The organism is Pseudoalteromonas sp. SG44-5, from assembly GCF_014164175.1.
GTDB lineage: Bacteria > Pseudomonadota > Gammaproteobacteria > Enterobacterales > Alteromonadaceae > Pseudoalteromonas > Pseudoalteromonas nigrifaciens.
Genome location: NZ_JACJES010000014.1, coordinates 38,266 through 55,562, shown reverse-complemented (window position 1 = coordinate 55,562; position 17,297 = coordinate 38,266). Strand labels below are relative to the sequence as shown.

At 40.6% G+C, this 17,297-nt stretch carries 15 protein-coding genes; 9 read left to right on the top strand and 6 right to left on the bottom strand.

What is annotated here, in order from left to right:
- Nucleotides 1-8 precede the first annotated feature (8 nt).
- From dapF to H5079_RS13275, 5 genes are all read left to right on the top strand, one after another.
- Nucleotides 9-839, top strand: coding sequence for a diaminopimelate epimerase (gene dapF / locus H5079_RS13295; RefSeq protein ID WP_011326819.1), 831 nt, complete (start codon nt 9-11; stop codon nt 837-839).
- A complete protein-coding gene (locus H5079_RS13290) occupies nt 836-1,447 on the top strand; it encodes a DUF484 family protein (protein WP_182684264.1) in 612 nt (203 codons plus the stop codon). Before dapF ends, H5079_RS13290 begins: the two co-directional genes overlap by 4 nt.
- Nucleotides 1,447-2,391: a tyrosine recombinase XerC gene (locus tag H5079_RS13285; RefSeq protein ID WP_182684271.1), complete on the top strand. Its 945-nt coding sequence runs from the start codon at nt 1,447-1,449 to the stop codon at nt 2,389-2,391. The genes H5079_RS13290 and H5079_RS13285 overlap by 1 nt, the downstream gene beginning before the upstream one ends.
- Nucleotides 2,392-2,402: 11 nt before the next feature.
- Nucleotides 2,403-3,107, top strand: a complete 705-nt coding sequence (locus tag H5079_RS13280) for an HAD-IA family hydrolase (protein ID WP_011326816.1) — start codon at nt 2,403-2,405, stop codon at nt 3,105-3,107.
- Nucleotides 3,108-3,186: 79 nt separating this feature from the next.
- The gene (locus tag H5079_RS13275) at nt 3,187-3,543 is read left to right on the top strand and encodes a HopJ type III effector protein (RefSeq protein ID WP_011326815.1); all 357 of its coding nucleotides are present in this window, start codon (nt 3,187-3,189) and stop codon (nt 3,541-3,543) included.
- A gap of 14 nt (nt 3,544-3,557) precedes the next feature.
- On the opposite strand, the gene H5079_RS13270 is transcribed toward H5079_RS13275, so the two are convergent.
- Complete coding sequence (locus H5079_RS13270) at nt 3,558-3,968, bottom strand: N-acetyltransferase (RefSeq protein ID WP_179807256.1); 411 nt, start codon at nt 3,966-3,968, stop codon at nt 3,558-3,560.
- A gap of 179 nt (nt 3,969-4,147) precedes the next feature.
- On the opposite strand from H5079_RS13270, the gene H5079_RS13265 reads away from it, so the two are divergent.
- A complete protein-coding gene (locus H5079_RS13265) occupies nt 4,148-4,837 on the top strand; it encodes a pseudouridine synthase (protein WP_011326812.1) in 690 nt (229 codons plus the stop codon).
- Nucleotides 4,838-4,873: 36 nt separating this feature from the next.
- Here the strand turns inward: H5079_RS13265 and H5079_RS13260 are convergent, their stop codons facing one another.
- A complete protein-coding gene (locus H5079_RS13260) occupies nt 4,874-5,257 on the bottom strand; it encodes an MAPEG family protein (RefSeq protein WP_086997040.1) in 384 nt (127 codons plus the stop codon).
- 221 nt (nt 5,258-5,478) lie between these two features.
- Between H5079_RS13260 and H5079_RS13255 the strand changes: the two genes are divergently transcribed.
- Entirely contained in the window at nt 5,479-6,357 is an 879-nt protein-coding gene (locus tag H5079_RS13255; protein WP_179807257.1) for a DMT family transporter, read from the top strand.
- Nucleotides 6,358-6,425: 68 nt separating this feature from the next.
- Here the strand turns inward: H5079_RS13255 and H5079_RS13250 are convergent, their stop codons facing one another.
- The 4 genes from H5079_RS13250 to H5079_RS13235 form a co-directional block, all read right to left on the bottom strand.
- Nucleotides 6,426-6,743, bottom strand: a complete 318-nt coding sequence (locus H5079_RS13250) for a multidrug efflux SMR transporter (RefSeq protein ID WP_041454308.1) — start codon at nt 6,741-6,743, stop codon at nt 6,426-6,428.
- A 126-nt stretch (nt 6,744-6,869) separates the two neighbouring features.
- Nucleotides 6,870-8,441, bottom strand: coding sequence for a bifunctional GNAT family N-acetyltransferase/carbon-nitrogen hydrolase family protein (locus tag H5079_RS13245; protein ID WP_011326808.1), 1,572 nt, complete (start codon nt 8,439-8,441; stop codon nt 6,870-6,872).
- 88 nt (nt 8,442-8,529) lie between these two features.
- A complete protein-coding gene (locus tag H5079_RS13240) occupies nt 8,530-9,381 on the bottom strand; it encodes an MBL fold metallo-hydrolase (protein ID WP_011326807.1) in 852 nt (283 codons plus the stop codon).
- A 149-nt stretch (nt 9,382-9,530) separates the two neighbouring features.
- Nucleotides 9,531-11,864, bottom strand: a complete 2,334-nt coding sequence (locus tag H5079_RS13235) for a penicillin acylase family protein (protein WP_182684263.1) — start codon at nt 11,862-11,864, stop codon at nt 9,531-9,533.
- A gap of 156 nt (nt 11,865-12,020) precedes the next feature.
- On the opposite strand from H5079_RS13235, the gene ycaO reads away from it, so the two are divergent.
- Nucleotides 12,021-13,781 carry a 30S ribosomal protein S12 methylthiotransferase accessory factor YcaO gene (ycaO, locus tag H5079_RS13230; protein ID WP_086997093.1) on the top strand — a complete coding sequence of 587 codons (1,761 nt, stop codon included), beginning with the start codon at nt 12,021-12,023 and terminating at the stop codon, nt 13,779-13,781.
- Between the two features lie 117 nt (nt 13,782-13,898).
- Nucleotides 13,899-17,261 carry an ATP-binding protein gene (locus H5079_RS13225; protein ID WP_182684262.1) on the top strand — a complete coding sequence of 1,121 codons (3,363 nt, stop codon included), beginning with the start codon at nt 13,899-13,901 and terminating at the stop codon, nt 17,259-17,261.
- The last annotated feature ends 36 nt before the right edge of the window (nt 17,262-17,297 follow it).

Below are 17,297 nucleotides of genomic sequence, written 5' to 3'. Positions count from 1 at the left end.
AGAGCGCTATGTTAGTTAATTTTTCCAAAATGCACGGCTTAGGCAACGACTTTGTTGTGATTGATAATATTACACAAAACGTTTTTTTGTCGCGAGATCAAATAATAAAACTGGCCGATCGCCATTTTGGCATTGGCTTTGACCAACTGCTAATGGTTGAAGCACCATACTCCCCTGATCTCGATTTTCATTACCGTATTTTTAATGCCGATGGCACCGAAGTAGAGCAATGCGGCAATGGCGCACGTTGCTTTGCCCGCTTTGTACGTATGAAAGGCCTTACCAATAAACACAAAATCACTGTGTCTACTAAGTCGGGTAATTTAACCCTATACATAGAAAAAGACGGCCAAGTAACTGTAAATATGGGCCATCCTAATTTTGAGCCAAGTAAAATCCCACTCAAAGCAACCAAGCGCGAACTGACCTATATTATTCGTACCGAAGAGCATACTGTTTTTAGTGGCGCGGTTTCTATGGGTAACCCACATTGTGTATTAGAAGTTGACGATATTACTACCGCACAAGTTGATATTTTGGGTCCGTTACTTGAAAACCATGAGCGTTTTCCGCAGCGAGCTAATATTGGTTTTATGCAAGTTATTTCCAAAGAGCATATTAAATTACGAGTGTGGGAGCGCGGTGTAAACGAAACATTAGCATGTGGTACAGGCGCTTGTGCAGCAATGGTTATTGGGTTTATTCAAAATAAATTAATCAGCACAGTACAAGTAGACTTACCCGGTGGCAGTTTACAAATTCGCTGGAACGGTGAAGGCCACCCAGTACGTATGACCGGCCCAGCAGAGCATGTGTTTGATGGACAAGTGGCACTATGAGTGAGCTAAACGCGCAGCAAGTGGTAGATTATTTACAACACCACCCTGATTTTTTAATTCAGCACCCTGAGCTACTTGCTCAGCTTGAGCTGCAACAACAAGCCCAAGGTGCAACATCTTTGGTGCATATTCAGCAGCGGCAATTGCGCGAGCACAATACGTTGTTAAAAAATCAAATTGCCAGCATGAGCAAATACGCTGCACAAAATGAGCAAGTGTATCGCTTATTTAGCCTATGCCATCAACAGCTTTGCAGTAATAACGACTTCGATGCGCTTGCCAGTAACTTACAAGATATTATTTGTAGCAATCCAGCTATTAGCGACTGTCGGTTAGTAAAGTACGACACTAAATATGCTCAACTTGTTGAGCATCGCCTGAGTAATTCAGGGCACTATTTAGGGCGTATTAATCAGCAAGAACGAGATTTGTTATTTAGCGATACGGCGCAATCAACGGCTATTTATTTAATTGGTGATATTAACAAGCCAATTGCTATTTTGGCTTTTGCCAGCAACAACGCCAACCACTTTGAGCCCGCACAAGACACCCTTTTTGTACTAGACTTTGTAGTCGCTCTGCAGTCAAGGTTGCTGGAACTTGCATGATTGACAACCCTGCGCCAAATATCAGCGACTTAAGCGATAACTGGCGCACGCCTATTACTTTATTTAGCGACTATTTAAAATTTGAAAGGCAGTACTCAGCGCACACTGTTAACCAATATGTCAGCCAGCTTGGCTTTGCAGCGCTTTACTTTAGTAAACTCTGCGACGACTGGTTTAGCGTACAGGGTGAGCATATTCGCCGTTACAGCATGGCACTGCGCTCAAAACAATTAAGTGGCCGCACTATTAGTTTAAAGCTCAGTTGTATTCGCAGTTTATATAAATTCTTAAAAGCCAAAAATATTGCTAAACAAGCGCATTACCATAACCCAGCGGTAGGCATAAAAGGGCCTAAGTTTGCTAAGCCTTTACCTAAAAATCTCGATGTAGATCAAATGGCACGCTTGCTCGAAATACCCGACGACGAACCTCTGGCCATTAGAGATAAAGCCATGATGGAGCTTATGTACTCATCAGGTTTACGTATTAGCGAATTAGTTGGTGCTAACCTACAAGATATAAGCGCCGCAAATGGTGAAATATTAGTACGCGGTAAAGGCAATAAAGAACGCTTAATTCCGGTAGGCAGTAAAGCGTTAAACGCGCTAAAAAAATGGCTCATAATACGCCCTCAATTTGCAAACCCTGACGAAGTGGCGGTGTTTTTAAGTAGCAAAAAAAATCGCATTTCGGTACGCCAAGTACGTTTAAGAATGCAAGAATGGGGCATCAAGCAAGGCATTAGCTCGCAAGTGCATCCGCACAAATTGCGCCACTCGTTTGCTTCGCATATTTTAGAGTCATCTGGCGATTTACGCGCGGTACAAGAACTGCTCGGGCACAGTAGTTTGTCGGCCACTCAAGTGTATACTCATTTAGATTTTCAGCATTTAGCCAAGGTGTACGACAACACGCACCCAAGGGCAAAAAAGCGAACTGATTAGGAAACCATAATATGATCCGCTTTAATCGTGCCATTGCACCTGTGTCGGTATTAAGCTTCGACCTAGACGATACCCTTTACGACAATCGCCCAATTATAAAAGCCGCCGTACAAGCGCAAACTGATTATTTAAATACCCTGCCGGGTTATCAACATCAGGGCTTGCAGCAATGGCTGCATTGTCGTGATTGTGCACTGCAACAGCAGCCAAAATTAATTGAAGATGTAACGCAGTGGCGATTGCAAACACTGGGCTTACTTCTTGCTAAGCAAGGCTTTAATGCCGACGACGCAAAACACTTTGCAAGTGCTGCGTACAAGGTATTTGCTCAAGCTCGCAGTAATATAACCGTGACCGATGACGTACTGAACTTACTCGATAAGCTCGCTACTCGCTTTACCCTTATAGCCATAACCAACGGCAATGCCGATGTGAGCCAGTTTAATTTAAATAATAAATTTAACTTGGTACTGCAAGCGGGTTTACACGGTAAAGCTAAACCGCACAATAACTTGTTTGATCAAGCAGCTACACATTTACAGGTGCCACACAAAGCTATTTTACACATTGGTGACAGCCTAGATAGCGACGTGCAAGGCGCTAATAATGCCGGCTGCCAATCTGTATGGTTAAATAACCAAGCTGCCAACTATACTTACAAAGGCCTTGCCGATATTGAAATAACTAACATTAATGCCTTATCACACTTAATTTAAGTGCACGTGTACTAGTTTAATATAAATCAGTAAACAGATAGGTTAGAGTTAAGTATAAAAATAATCCTAAGGACAGAAAGTGACTCTAAGTGACTACCTAGAAAAATTGGCAAATGAGCCAAAAAGCATCGAATTTACCGACACTATGGCAATTATCGATACACATTACCGCTTCACCCCTTGCGCATTTAATAATCATGGTTTACTTAGTGCTGCGAGCGAGAACAATGGTTCTTGCAAAATTTTCGCTTTTGCAAAACTAAACCAACTTAGTAAACAAAATACGCTCGATTGCTTTGGTCAGTTTTATCATCAAGATGTGCTTAACAACCCCAAAGGTAGCGATCATATGAATATTCGCACCTTTATGCTTGCTCCTGAAGTGACCCCGTTTTTAGGCGTAACCTTTACTGGCGAGCCACTTAAAGCTATTTAATCACCCTGCAAGGGTTAAATAAGCGATTTTTCCATAAAATAGCGAGTACCCGTGCGCGGATAATTATTAAGTTGATACTTAACTTGGTAACCGTGCTTTTCATAAAAAGGCTTGGCTTGAAAATCAAGCGTATCGAGCTGCCCCCTCGTTGCCCCAAGCTCAACTGCAGCCGCTTCAAGTGCGACTAATAACTTAGTCGCCAAGCCATTGCCACGTACTAACTCGCTGCACCAAAGCCAATTTATCTGCAACCAATTACCAAATACACAGCCACTAATTCCAGCGACCAATTCCTCTTGTGCGTCTAAAAACTGATAACCCATAGGCATACGCTCAGCATCAAAATGCGCGCTATTAAACGCCACTATTTTTTGACGAAGCGCCTGATTTAAGCAATCGTCATTATTTGCATATAATTGATACATTAACGCCTCTAATATTTATAAAATTAAAAATTATTAAACCAACAGCTGCTTATAAAAATGCATATTCTGTAGCGCCTAACACTAAATTTATAGCTATTTACCCACCTTCAGTAATGTTTACTTGGCAGCTTTGCTATAATCTGCTGCACACTTTTGCCAATGACTAACAGCAACCATTTATGAGCACCAAAATTCGACTCGCTAAATACATTGCCCATGCTGGTGTTTGCTCGCGTAAACAAGCCTCACGCTTAATTGACGAAGGTGCAGTGATAGTAAATAACCGCCCGGCTAATCATATTGACCATGTTGATGAGCAAGACCAAATAACAGTTAACGGGCAAATTATTAAAGGCACTGCTGAGTTAATTTATTTTGCTTATCATAAGCCTGTAGGTATTGACTGCAAGCTTGATCAGAATGACCCTGCTAGCCTTTATCACCACCTGCCTACTATTACGCGGGTTTACCCTATTGGCCGTCTTGATAAAGACTCCCGTGGCTTGCTTATATTAACCAACGATGGTGAGTTGTGTAACCAACTAATTCATCCCGACTTCCACCAGCCAAAACGTTACTTAGTTAGCGTTAATAAAAGCATTGATGCCGAGTTTTGTACAAAAATGGCCGCAGGTGTACCGGTAGATAAGCAAATAACCTTGCCCTGTAGCGTTGAAAAAATAGCAGACAAACAATTTAGTATTATTTTAAAGCAAGGGCTTAATAGGCAAATTAGAAAAATGGCACACTATTGTGGTTACAAGGTAATTGACTTGTATCGCGAGCAAATTAGCGAGCTAACCCTGCAAACGCTAAACCTTGCCCAAGGGCAATATATTGCAATTAATAAAAGCGATATTATAAAGTAAGCGCCTTTTAAAACGCTTTGGGGTTTTAAAATAAATTTAAAAGCTCACTGCAATCATTGCAATAGCTGTACTTATACCAACAAACCACATAATTGAGCGCATAATATCTAGGTTAAGGTAGTAAAAAGCACAAAATAAAACACGCGCTACAATGTGGCTCATCGCCAAGGTTTCGGTTACCGCATTAACATTATTAGTGCCTAATACCACCGCAAGTGCAACGGCAAATACTGCTAACGACTCAAAACAGTTTTGGTGTGCAGCTAAAGCGCGCGCTCCTAAACCGGTTAATTGAGTTTGTTGTTGGCGCGGATGCTTGTTGTCGTAGCCGCCCAATTTATTAAGTTCGATTACTGCGGGTATTCTTGCTAAATAAGGCATTACAACGGCCAATAAAGCACAAGCGATTAAAATAGTCATAGTACGGTTCTTTGTTATTGTTAATTATTTAAAATAACACACCCACTATAAAAAAGCCGCCAGATAAGCACCTGACGGCTAAACAGTAACATCAAGCCAACTATAAACTAATTTACGGCAGTTAAACTGCGGCATATTGTCGCAGCTGAGCCTAAAGCACTATCGCTTTACTTTGTATACCTTGTTAACTTATCGCCCTCTATTATTTTTGTATTGTTATTATGACTTGGGTATTTTTCACTTTTTTAGCCGCTTTTATGCAGGCGTGGCGCAATGCACTACAAAGTAAGTTAAGTAGTAATGTGAGCGTAGCTGGCGTTACTCTATCGCGTTTTATTGTTGCAGGCCCTATTGCTGCTGTGTATTTGTATGGTTTATATCAATACCAAGATACCGCTATGCCTAGTTTTAATAATGCTTTTTGGGGCTTTATTATTGGCGCAAGTATTATGCAAATTCTTGCTACTGGCTTAATGGTTAAATTATTTAAAATGAATAATTACGCTGTGGGCGCTGGGCTTGCAAAAAGTGAGGCTTTGGTTGCCGCTATTTTAGGAGTATTATTTTTTGGCTCGGCGTTAACCTTATTGGGTTGGTTGGGGGTATTTTTAGGGGCTATTGCCGTACTGCTAATGAGCGGTATAACCAGCATTAAACGCTTCGATGCCAAAACAGCTTTATTAGGGCTTGCGTGCGGTACTTGCTTTGCGCTTACTTCATTATGGGTACGTGAGGGCAGTTTAAATTCAGGGCTATTATTTCCTCACTCTGCTGCTTGGGTACTGCTTTTTGTTATTAGCTTACAAACTCTAATATTGCTGGGTTATTTATTATTAAAAGAGCCACACACCCTCAGTAAACTTTGGCAATATAAGGGCACAACTGTCGCGATTAGTATTTTTAGCTGTGTGGGCTCTATTGGTTGGTTTAGCGCCATGAGCTTGCAGCATGTTGCCTATGTAAAAACGCTTGGCCAAATAGAGGTGTTTTTTACCATACTCATTGCCGTACTGTGGCTAAAACAACCGCTTAAAAAACAAGACAGCGCCGGGTTATTACTTATTGCTGTTGCCGCTATTTTAGTCATGCTGCCCAATTAATTACTGGCAAAAAAAGCGCAGGATTAAAAGCCTGCGCTTTTTTGATTAAACCGCGTTGAGTTTACTTTTTAATGACTTATTTTAAGTGTGATCACACCGCAAATAATCATTAATACACCGGCAATACGGCCAAAAGTGGCGGCATCACCATAAAACAAAATGCCCACAATAAATGTGCCAGCAGCGCCAATGCCTGTCCATACCGCATAAGATGTACCCATAGGAATATCACGTTGGGCTAGCCACAACATAAAACCACTAACCACCATAAATGCAACCGCAATGCCAATACCTAACCAGCGGCTGTCACTTTGTTGCGAAATTTTTAAGCCTATTGGCCAGCCAATTTCAAGCAAGCCCGCAATTATTAAATACATCCAAGCCACTTAAAGCACTCACTCTATTAAAAATTTGCGGTATTTTAGCGAGCTAATTTATTCATTAACAGCAATAAACAAGATTAATGATAATTAACCAGCTCACACTTTAATAAGCTACCTATTTTGTAGTGATTAAAAGCTACTTTTTTGCTTATCCGCACTAACCTTTTTATCGTCGCTCACTTTTTTTAGCATTATGTCGTATAAATCTTCACGTCGATCTTTTAAGTTACGTACTGTCCCTTCGCTGTGAAGAATTTTTAATTTATCCATATCAAGGTCACTAAATAACAACATTTCGGTATTAGTGGTTGCCTCATTGAGTGTTGCATCATGTGGGAATGAAAAGTCAGACGGTGTAAGTACTGCCGATTGTGCAAACTGTACATCTAGGCTTTCTACTTCTGGTAAGTTACCAACAGAGCCTGCTATAACCACATAACATTCGTTTTCAATAGCGCGTGCTTGAGCACAATGACGTACCCGTAAATAGCTATTTTTAGTATCAGTCCAAAAAGGTACAAATAAAATTTCTAAGCCTTCTTTGGCCATAATTCTAGATAGTTCTGGAAACTCAACATCGTAACAAATTTGAATACCAACACGCCCAGCATCAGTTTCAAATACCGCTATTTTGTCGCCGCCTTGAATAACCCAGTCATTTTGCTCATGCGGGGTAATATGAATTTTACGTTGCTCATCTATTTTACCGCTGCGGTGACATAAATAACTGACGTTATAAATTTTATCCCCGTCGGCTACTGGCATTGAGCCGGTAATAATATTGGCATTGTATTCAATTGCCATACGCGACATAGCATTTTTAAAGGTTTCTGTGTACTCGGCTAAATTGCGGATCGCTTCGGTTTGATTAACTTGCTCAGTTAAGCCCATTAGCGGGGCATTAAAAAACTCAGGGAATAAAATAAAGTCACTTTGATAATCAGAAACCGTATCAACAAAATACTCGACCTGCTTGAGCATTTCCTCTACCGACTCCACCTTACGCATTTGCCACTGCACCGCACCTACACGCACAATCGACTTTACTATATTAATAACGGTGTCGGTTGGTTCGTACAATATGTTATTCCACTCCAGTAATGTGGCATAACCTACTGATTCTTGATCTTCGGGTAAATACTTTTTAAGTAAGCGTTTAACTTGAAAATCGTTTGCTAGCTGAAAACTTAAGATAGGATCGTACAGCTCTTTTTGATCTACTTTAGCTATATATTCCATTGGGGTCATTTCATTACTATGATTGTAATAACGCGGAATACGACCACCCGCTAAAATAGCGCGTAAGTTGTATTGGCGGCACAATTCTTTTCGGGCATCGTACAGCCTACGCCCAAGGCGCATACCTCTGTGCGTTTCGCTAATCGCAACATCTAAGCCATACAGTGCATCGCCAGCGGTATCACTAAATACGCGGTCATGACCATCGGCTATGTCTTCATAGGTATGGGGGTTAGAAAAGCGGGCATAGTCTACTTGCACGCTTAATGCTAAGCCTACCAGCACACCATCATCCACAATGCCTATTTGCCCTTCTGGAAACTGGTCTATTAATCTAAAAATTGTATGGCTAGGCCATGCACCACCTAAATCTGGGTATGCTTGATCCATCAAGGTTTTAATTTGTGGGTATTGCTCTTTAGTTAAATTACAAATTTCGAGATGGGTTTTTTCTACCGTCATACACAACTCCTTGAGGAATGGGGAATAAAAAAGCCGAACATGCGCCCAGCTTAATAAAATAGTTGATGTGCTATTACTTAATTCATTTTTATTGTTTTAAACTACGATAAAAAAGTGTAGTTACACGCTCTTTAGGTAACCAGCTAGCGTATTCAAGGCCAAGCTCTGCCAATGGGTCGGCGTTAAGTACTTGCTCTAAGCTTGCCTTGTTTTGCATTGCTTTAAGCATAACATCTTTGGCTTTTTGCACCAGCTTACGATACACCACCAGCCCTGAACGATCGCTTAGCGGACCATGTCCTGGGATCACTTTTGTATTATCGTCAATTTGTTTCACTACGTCATCTACAGCCGCTAAAATACCATCAACACTGCCACCACTGTCTACATCTACAAACGGTAAGCTGCCAAAGTTAAAGAAAATGTCGCCCATGTGTACAATGTTAGCCTTGTTAAAAAATATGACTGCGTCACCGTCAGTATGTGCATGCTGATAATGCATTACATGAGCATGTTCGTTGTTAAAGTGCAGCTTTAAATCGTGGCTAAAACTAATCCGTGGTAAAAAATCTGACCCTTCACCATGCTCCGCTACTAAGCGCTTATGCACATTATCGTGAGCAATAACGTGGGCACCTGCTTTAGCAAAATTTTCGTTGCCTCCGGTGTGGTCGCCATGATGATGGGTGTTAATTACAAACTCAGTACTGCCGGGCTGTAAATCGCTAATCGTTTTTTTAATATCGCTTGAAAGCTTGGCAAATTGATCATCAATAATATAAATACCATCGTCGCCGACACTTACAGCAATATTGCCTCCTTGACCAAGTAGCATATAAATATGCTCGCTCAGTTTTTGCGTTTTAACTACACTTTCATCGGCATAAGCCGCACTACTTAACAACAAACCAGTGATTAATGCGGGAAGTAATTTTTTCATTTTAGTGCTCACTTATATTTATAATTAATTATCGTCTATTTATGAAGAATAACTACACGACATAGACTCTGCCTTACCTAAAAACCAAACATACGGCTGTAAATTTAATCTCGAAAGATAAACAAGCTCTAGCTTAGTTCACTAAACAGCTACTTGCCTTTTGGCGATATTATTATTTGATGTACTAGCGCTTGTGGTAATAATGGCGTGTTTTCTGCATTAATATATTGACTAAAACCGGCACGATAAAAGTTTGATAACGGGTGCCCCGACTGCCCGCCAGGTACGGTTAAAATGGCGTTTTCTAAATGTCCGGGCTGTACAATAAAGCGCTGTGAAGCACCAAAGCTACGCCCCTGCACTGCTGGCATGTAACTATCACCAAACCCTGGCGTTTTTGGCATATTTAAAAAGCGGGCAAGTATTGGTATTTGTTTAGCAAACGGATGCTCTATAACCAGCTCGTTTACTTTGCCCCACTGCCAGCCTTGAATGTTATTACCGTATTGCGTACTGAGTTTAGCAATAGTTTGACTAAATGCCCCCTGCAGCTGCTGCTCCCAAGTTGAAAATTGTGGATTGAGCCAACTGCTTGGTTGCGCGTTAATAAGCTGCCAAACTGCCGGTTCTAAGTCACGCCTTACGTAGCTCAACGTGCCATTTTTCTCACTTAAGCTTTGCTGCAACGTACTAAAGGTAATATTAATCACTTCATCGCGATAATGCTTTACCAAGGTATAACCTACTGAGCTTGCACACGCGCACTGCTGCCAGTTTTCAACAGCGCTAATATACGCGGCGTTATTACCTTCACCGGCTTTGAGTTGCTTGAGCAATAAAGCGTGCCAAGGAATTAAAAATCGTGCTTGGTTATCAAGCTGTAATTGATAAAAATCGTCCTCAACAAATTTTTGTTTTTCAAACAAGCGGTCGCGCACTTGTGTTGCACGCGCGCCAAGTGAATATCCGCCGTTACCAAAGCGCTCGTTATCCTGAGCACTTACCACCCGTGAGTTTGCAGTCCATATTCGTCCACTTACTGGGTTTTTAACCACGGGGCGCTGCGCTTCATTTTGCAACCAAAGCGGCGAGTAATCAGTACTTTTCACACTAAGCTCGCTGGGTGTTTTACGCCCAGGAATTCCCCCCATTAACTTCCATGCGGCACTGCCTTGGCTATCAACTACAATTAAATTTTGTACCGGAATACCTACATCGCTGGCTATAGCAAGGGCATCATCAACTTCGGTAGCCTGTTCGAGCTGTAATAATTGCATATTAACCGCATAACTTTGATGCGCCGTCCAGCTCAGTGCATAAGCTTGCCCGTTAATATATTTTACCGGGCCATATTCGCTCAGGGTAAGTGTGTAAGTTTCGGCTTCATTATTAGGTAATGCAATTTGCTCATCTACTTGCCACGTTTTATTGTTACTTGTAAGCGCAACCCAATCCGCGGTATCAATATAACCATTGGTAAACCCCCATGCGATATTATTATTAGTGCCTACTACAATAGCTGGCGCACCCGGTAACGATACGCCCGTAACTTGGGTTTTTACATTGTTATGTACATAATTTAGTTGCGCTTTGTACCAAATAACAGGCACCGCCATTGCTAGGTGCATGTCATCGGAGAGCATAGCAGCTCCGGTTGTAGTTAATGCGCCGGTAACTGCCCAGTTATTACTGCCGCGCTCTTGGCTTGCTGCAAAAGAATTAAATGCATACATTGCTGGTGTTGATGATTGCACAGTGGATGATTGCTGCGTTTGTTGCTTGGGTATTGGTAGTTTAGGTATGCCTGCGCTGTAAGGTGCTAGTTGGCTGCTATCAAGCGCAGCTTGGTATTGACTAGGTTGCGTTAAAAATTTGAGCATATGTTTGCCGTATTGCTGCTCAATTTGAATTAATGCTTGGTCGCGCTCAAAGGTGGCACTTTGTAAATCAAGATACATACTAAAAATTATTAATAGGCTGTCTTCGCTTTGCCATGGCCTTTGCTGTGCACCAGTGAGCAAATATTCAAAGCTTGAGTAACCTATTTGCGCTAACCCTTCGTTAACCCCTTGAGCGTAGCTTTTAAGTAATTGCTTATCCGACTCAGGAAGATTTTTTAAAATAACTTGGCTGCGTTTACGCAATTGATGAAAACGCATTTTTTTATCTAGTGCTAGCGCCGCCTTACCAAAAATTTCGCTCAACTCACCAGCGGCATTACGTCTGAGTAAGTCCATTTGAAAAAATCGGTCTTGCCCATGCGCATACCCCAAACCATAAGCGGCATCGTTGTGGCTTTGTGCTTTTATAACAGCTTGACCAAGTACATCACGCGAAATAATGACCGACTCATTAATCGCTTCGCTATGACCTTTGCCGTCAAGCGCTGGTAAACTCAAACTAAGTACACCATAAACAACCGCAGTACCGGCCAGCCCTAAAACCACTACTAACAGCAGCAAGCGCTTGATTACTTTAAACATCCAGCTATCCTTTAAAAATTCTAATAAAGTATTATTAACATATATTTACTATCCTTCTATTAAAAAGTCATATTCTGCGGCGCAAAGGATGAAATAAACCTCAAAATCCACGATAATAGCTAATCCACATATTGTGCAGCCCTAGTTGAGATGAGTATGACTGATAAAACATTTATAAAAGGTAAAGACCGCGATTTAGAATCGTCGATCTCTACTATGCAAAATAAGCTAAAAGCCCTTAATATTAATATTGAGGAAGCGTTATGGCTTAACCCTGTAGCTAACTGTTATTCGGTACATATTCGTGACCAAGACTGTGGCGTAATGTTTACCAATGGTAAAGGCGCAAACGACAAAGCATCGTTAGCTTCGGCATTAGGCGAATACTTTGAACGCTTAAGCTGTAACTACTTTTTTGCTGACTTTTATTTAGGTGAAGAATTTGCCCATGCAGAGTTTACCCATTACCCAACCGAAAAGTGGTTTACAGTAACAAACGATGAAGTGCCTGAGGGCATTATGGATGAAAGCTTATGGGACTACTTTGACCCAGAGCGCGAACTTAATGCATCGCACCTTTTCGATTTTAACTCTGGTAATGTTAAGCGTGGTATTTGTACTGTGCCATACACCCGCCAAAGCGATAACCAAGATGTGTATATTCCGGTTAACGTTATTGGTAATATTTTTGTATCTAACGGTATGAGTGCCGGCAATACTAAATTTGAAGCACGGGTACAAGGCTTATCCGAAGTATTTGAACGCGCTATAAAAAGCCGCATTATTACTGAGGGCTTGTGTCTGCCTATCGTGCCTGAAGAAGTAGTTAAGCTGTATCCTAAAATTCATGAAGCGTGTGAAGAGTTACGCAGCCATGGTTTTCATTTACGTATTGCCGATGCCTCTCTAGGCGGTAAATACCCAGTAATGAGCGTTACCCTTATTCACCCAGCTGATGGCTCTGTATTTGCTTCTTTTGGTGCTCACCCATCATTTGAAGTGGCACTTGAGCGTACCGTAACAGAACTATTACAAGGTCGTCGTTTAGATCAACTTGATGTGTTCCAACCTGCTACTTTTGATAATGATGAAGTTGCCTCTCCAGAAAACACTGAACTGCACTTTATTGATTCTAGCGGCTTAATTTCTCATGACTTTTTCCGCGCAAAAGCCGACTTTGACTTTGTGCATTGGGACTTTAGCGGCACAACTGAGCAAGAATATAACTTTTGTACCGACTTAATCCATAGCATGGGGCATGATATTTACATCATGGATTACACTCACTTAAACGTATATGCATGTCGTATTTTAGTCCCTGGTATGTCAGACATTTACCCAGTTGATGAACTAATTTGGCGTAACAACAACGAAGGCGCTAAGTTCCGCGAAACATTTTTATCACTTGATCAGTACGACGTTGAGCAATGGATGGAAATTTATGACTCACTAGAGGAAGCGGGCCATAGCGATATCATTCGCGCTGCCGAGTTTATTGGTTTAGTAACCGACCCTGATACATCTTGGGATACGCTGCGTATTGGTGAACTAAAAGCGCACCTTTGCCTAGCCGCAGGTAACGAAGAAGCCATTGATTGGGTTGACTGGATATTACATACCGGGCAAGTAAACGAAGATGCAATGCGTCACTTTCGCTGTTTAAAAGCTATTTTAGAAATAAAATACGATGACGAACGCGAATATGCAGACTATCAAGATGCATTAGGCTTAATGTTTGGTACTGCCAATGTAACGCTCGCAATTGAAATAGCTGAAGGCCGTAAATTATTTAACGGTTTAACCTTCCCAGGCTTATCGCTTACTGGCTTTACAAAGCATGCTGCATTACTCGATGGTTATCGCAAGCTCCATGTAGCTAAACAGCAGCATTGGGCACGCGAGGTTAGTGACTCGTAATTTAGTTAAACTATTAATTATAAAAATAAAATGGCGCATAATCTGATGCGCCATTTTTATTTGTACAATAAATTAGCTATAGTGGATACTGTCTAATATAAAAGCAAAATGTAGCTAATGTCGCCAATGAATAATAGTAAAAATAATAAAGTTCATAATTTTAAGCTGACCTTCTGGCTATCACTTACTCTTATTGTATTAGTAAGTGTTGTACTTGATCGGATTAACTATAACCGAGCAAAAGATGCACACCGATTACAAATACTCTCTGAAGTAAGCACTTACCGAGCACAACTTGAAGCTATTTTAGTGTCTAATATTCAGCTAATTCGTGGTTTAGGTGTTGCTGTTGCCGCAGAACCAAATTTACAGCAAGCACGCTTTGCGCAAATTGCTGCCCCCTTATTTGAGACCTCAAACGAACTACGAAATATTGGTGGCGCACCCGACATGGTAATTAACATGATCTATCCGCTTGCCGGTAACGAACAAGCCCTAGGCCTTAACTTTTTAGACAATGAAGCTCAACGTATCGATGCAATTAGAGCCAGAGACACAAATAAAATTGTAATGGCTGGCCCATTAGCGTTAATACAAGGTGGTTCTGCACTCATTGCTCGCGTTCCTGTTTATAAAGCGGATAAATCCTTTTGGGGGCTGCTTTCTGTGGTATTAGATCTTGAAAAAGTATATGCAAACGCAGGTATTAATGAACTCGAAAAACAATACAACGTTGCTATTCAAGGACGCCATGGCTTAGGCACAAAAGGCGATTTTTTTTACGGTGAGCCCGCCATAATAGAGCAAGATCCTCTTGAGTTTTCTTTAAGTTTTCAAGGCGGTAATTGGCAACTTTATGTTGCTCCTAAAAAGGGCTGGAGCCCTGTAAGTTCTTCTATTTGGCCTTTGCGTGTAGCTATAATAATTATATGCGGCCTATTAATTTGGGCGTTTTTATTCTTTTTAAAAATGTTTAACCGCCAACAACAAAATGAAAAAATGCTAGAGGTTATGAGCGATCTGGCTCTAGTAGGCGCTTGGTCGTTTAATTTAGAAAATAAACAAGCGTATTGGTCTGATATGACCAAAAAAATATTTAAATATTCACCTGACGAACAACCACAATGGCCAAAGGATCTTGGCTACTTTAAGCCCGGAAAAAGCCGAGAAAAAGCAGCTAAATTAATTGAACAAGCAATTAAATTTGGTGAGAGCTACGAAGCTGAACTTGAAGTTATTGATGCTAAAGGTAATATTATTTGGGTATTGGTGCACGGTGAAGCTGAGCATAAAAATGATCGCTGTATAAGAATATTTGGCTCATTACAAAATATTGATACCCGTAAAAAAATAGAATTAGAAAATAATAAAATATCGTTATTTAACGAAGCCTTGGCGTCTTTAACCGTTAACGATCAAATTTTAAACGGACAATTAAGCCAATCTAAAGGTGTGATTACTCAAGCAATTTGTCAGGCGCTCAACGTAGATCAAGCCAGTATTTGGCTATTTAGCGAAAATAGAACCCAGCTCAAGCCTATTGCCTTTCATAATATAAACACCACAACAAATAACAACAATGAACCATGGTTACAAAAAGATATTCCTGATTTTTTTGAAGCCATAGAGCGCAAAGCCATATTTAGTGCAGCAGATGCACAGCAGTGCCCTATTTTAATGCCAATTAAAGAGCACTACCTAAAGCCACTAAAAATAAATGCCATGTTGTGTGCAGTTATTCCTGCCGGAAGTGGGATCATAGGTATGGTTTGCGCCGAGCAATGCAATACAACCCGCGCTTGGGCGCACAACGAAGAAAGCTTTTTAATTGCTGTAGCAGCACTTATTGGCAGCCTTTACTCTAGCCAAAAGCGTATAGAAACAGAGCAACAACTAGTAACCGCCAAAGAAACCGCAGAGCAAGCTGTAGCTGCTAAAAGTGAGTTTTTAGCGAGCATGAGTCATGAAATTCGCACCCCTATGAATGGCGTGCTAGGGATGCTTAATATTGTTAAAAACACAAAGTTAGATCAACAACAAATGCACCACATAGAGCTTGCTCAGTCGTCGGCGCAATCATTACTGAATATTATTAACGATATTTTAGATTTTTCTAAAATAGAGGCTGGTAAATTAGATATTGAAAAAATTCAATTTAATTTACCACGTTTGTTAGGTGAGGTTGTTGAATCATTTGCGCTTAAAGCGGAGCAAAATAATACCATCTTAATTTTAGATGCAACCCTCATCACCGTCAGCGAAATAGTTAGCGACCCTAATAGGTTACGACAAATATTAAGTAACTTAATTAGTAACGCGGTTAAGTTTACATTTAACGGAAAAATAGTAGTCACCGCAAAAATTGATGAAACAACCGATGGTACATCTTTAGTTTGTTCCATTATTGATACCGGTATTGGCATAAAGCCAGAAAAACACTCCACATTATTTGACTCATTTACCCAAGCAGATACCTCAACAACACGCCAATATGGTGGCACTGGCTTAGGGCTCGCTATTGTAAAACAGTTATGTGAGCTGATGGGAGGTGAAGTAAGCGTAACCAGTATGCTAAACGAAGGCAGTACTTTTTCGTTTTCAATAAAAATAAAACCTAAATTAAGTAAGCAGCAAGACCTACCTAGCCATTTAATTAAAAACAAACATATTTTAATTATTGATAGCTGCTTATTAAACTCAACCATTGCTAAAAAGCAGCTGATAATATGGCAAGCAAATGCCAATACCTTAACCGACTACACTGCTGTAAGTGCGTATTTTAAAGATCAGGCAACTACAACCCTCGATGCTATTTTAATCGACTATTATTTTTTTGAACAAGCGCCGCAATCGCAAATTACTGAGGTTAAAAATTACCTAGCTAAGCACAGTTGTAAGCTAATAATAATGGCACCTATGAGCTATTCCAAAGATGACTCTACGCTAAGTTTAAAAGTAGACTCAATGATTTTTAAGCCATTAACACCCTCAGACTTATTTGACTCTCTTGCTAATGATAAATACATAGAACAACAGCAACAACAGGCACAACTACAAAATAAACTCACTGAAACGCCATTAGTTAATACAAATGAGCCACAAGTTTTATTAGTAGAAGACAATAAAATTAACCAAGTTGTTGCTGGGGCTTTATTAAAACAAGCCGGTATTTCATTTGATATTGCTGAGAATGGACGTGAGGCGATAAAGCAACTAAATGAGCAACCCGCTAATACTTACCAGTTAATTTTAATGGACTGCCAAATGCCTGAAATGGACGGCTACCAAGCAACTAAAGCGATTAGAAATGGCGACTCGGGTAAGCATTATCAAAACATAACTATTATTGCTTTAACAGCCAATGCAATGCAGGGAGACAAAGAAAAGTGCTTAGCAGCGGGTATGAATGATTACTTAAGTAAGCCACTCGATTTTAGTGCACTGCACCCTAAACTTCAGCAATGGCTTGGCACTCAATAAAAGTGTAAGCTAATCATATAGTTTATTAGTTGAGAT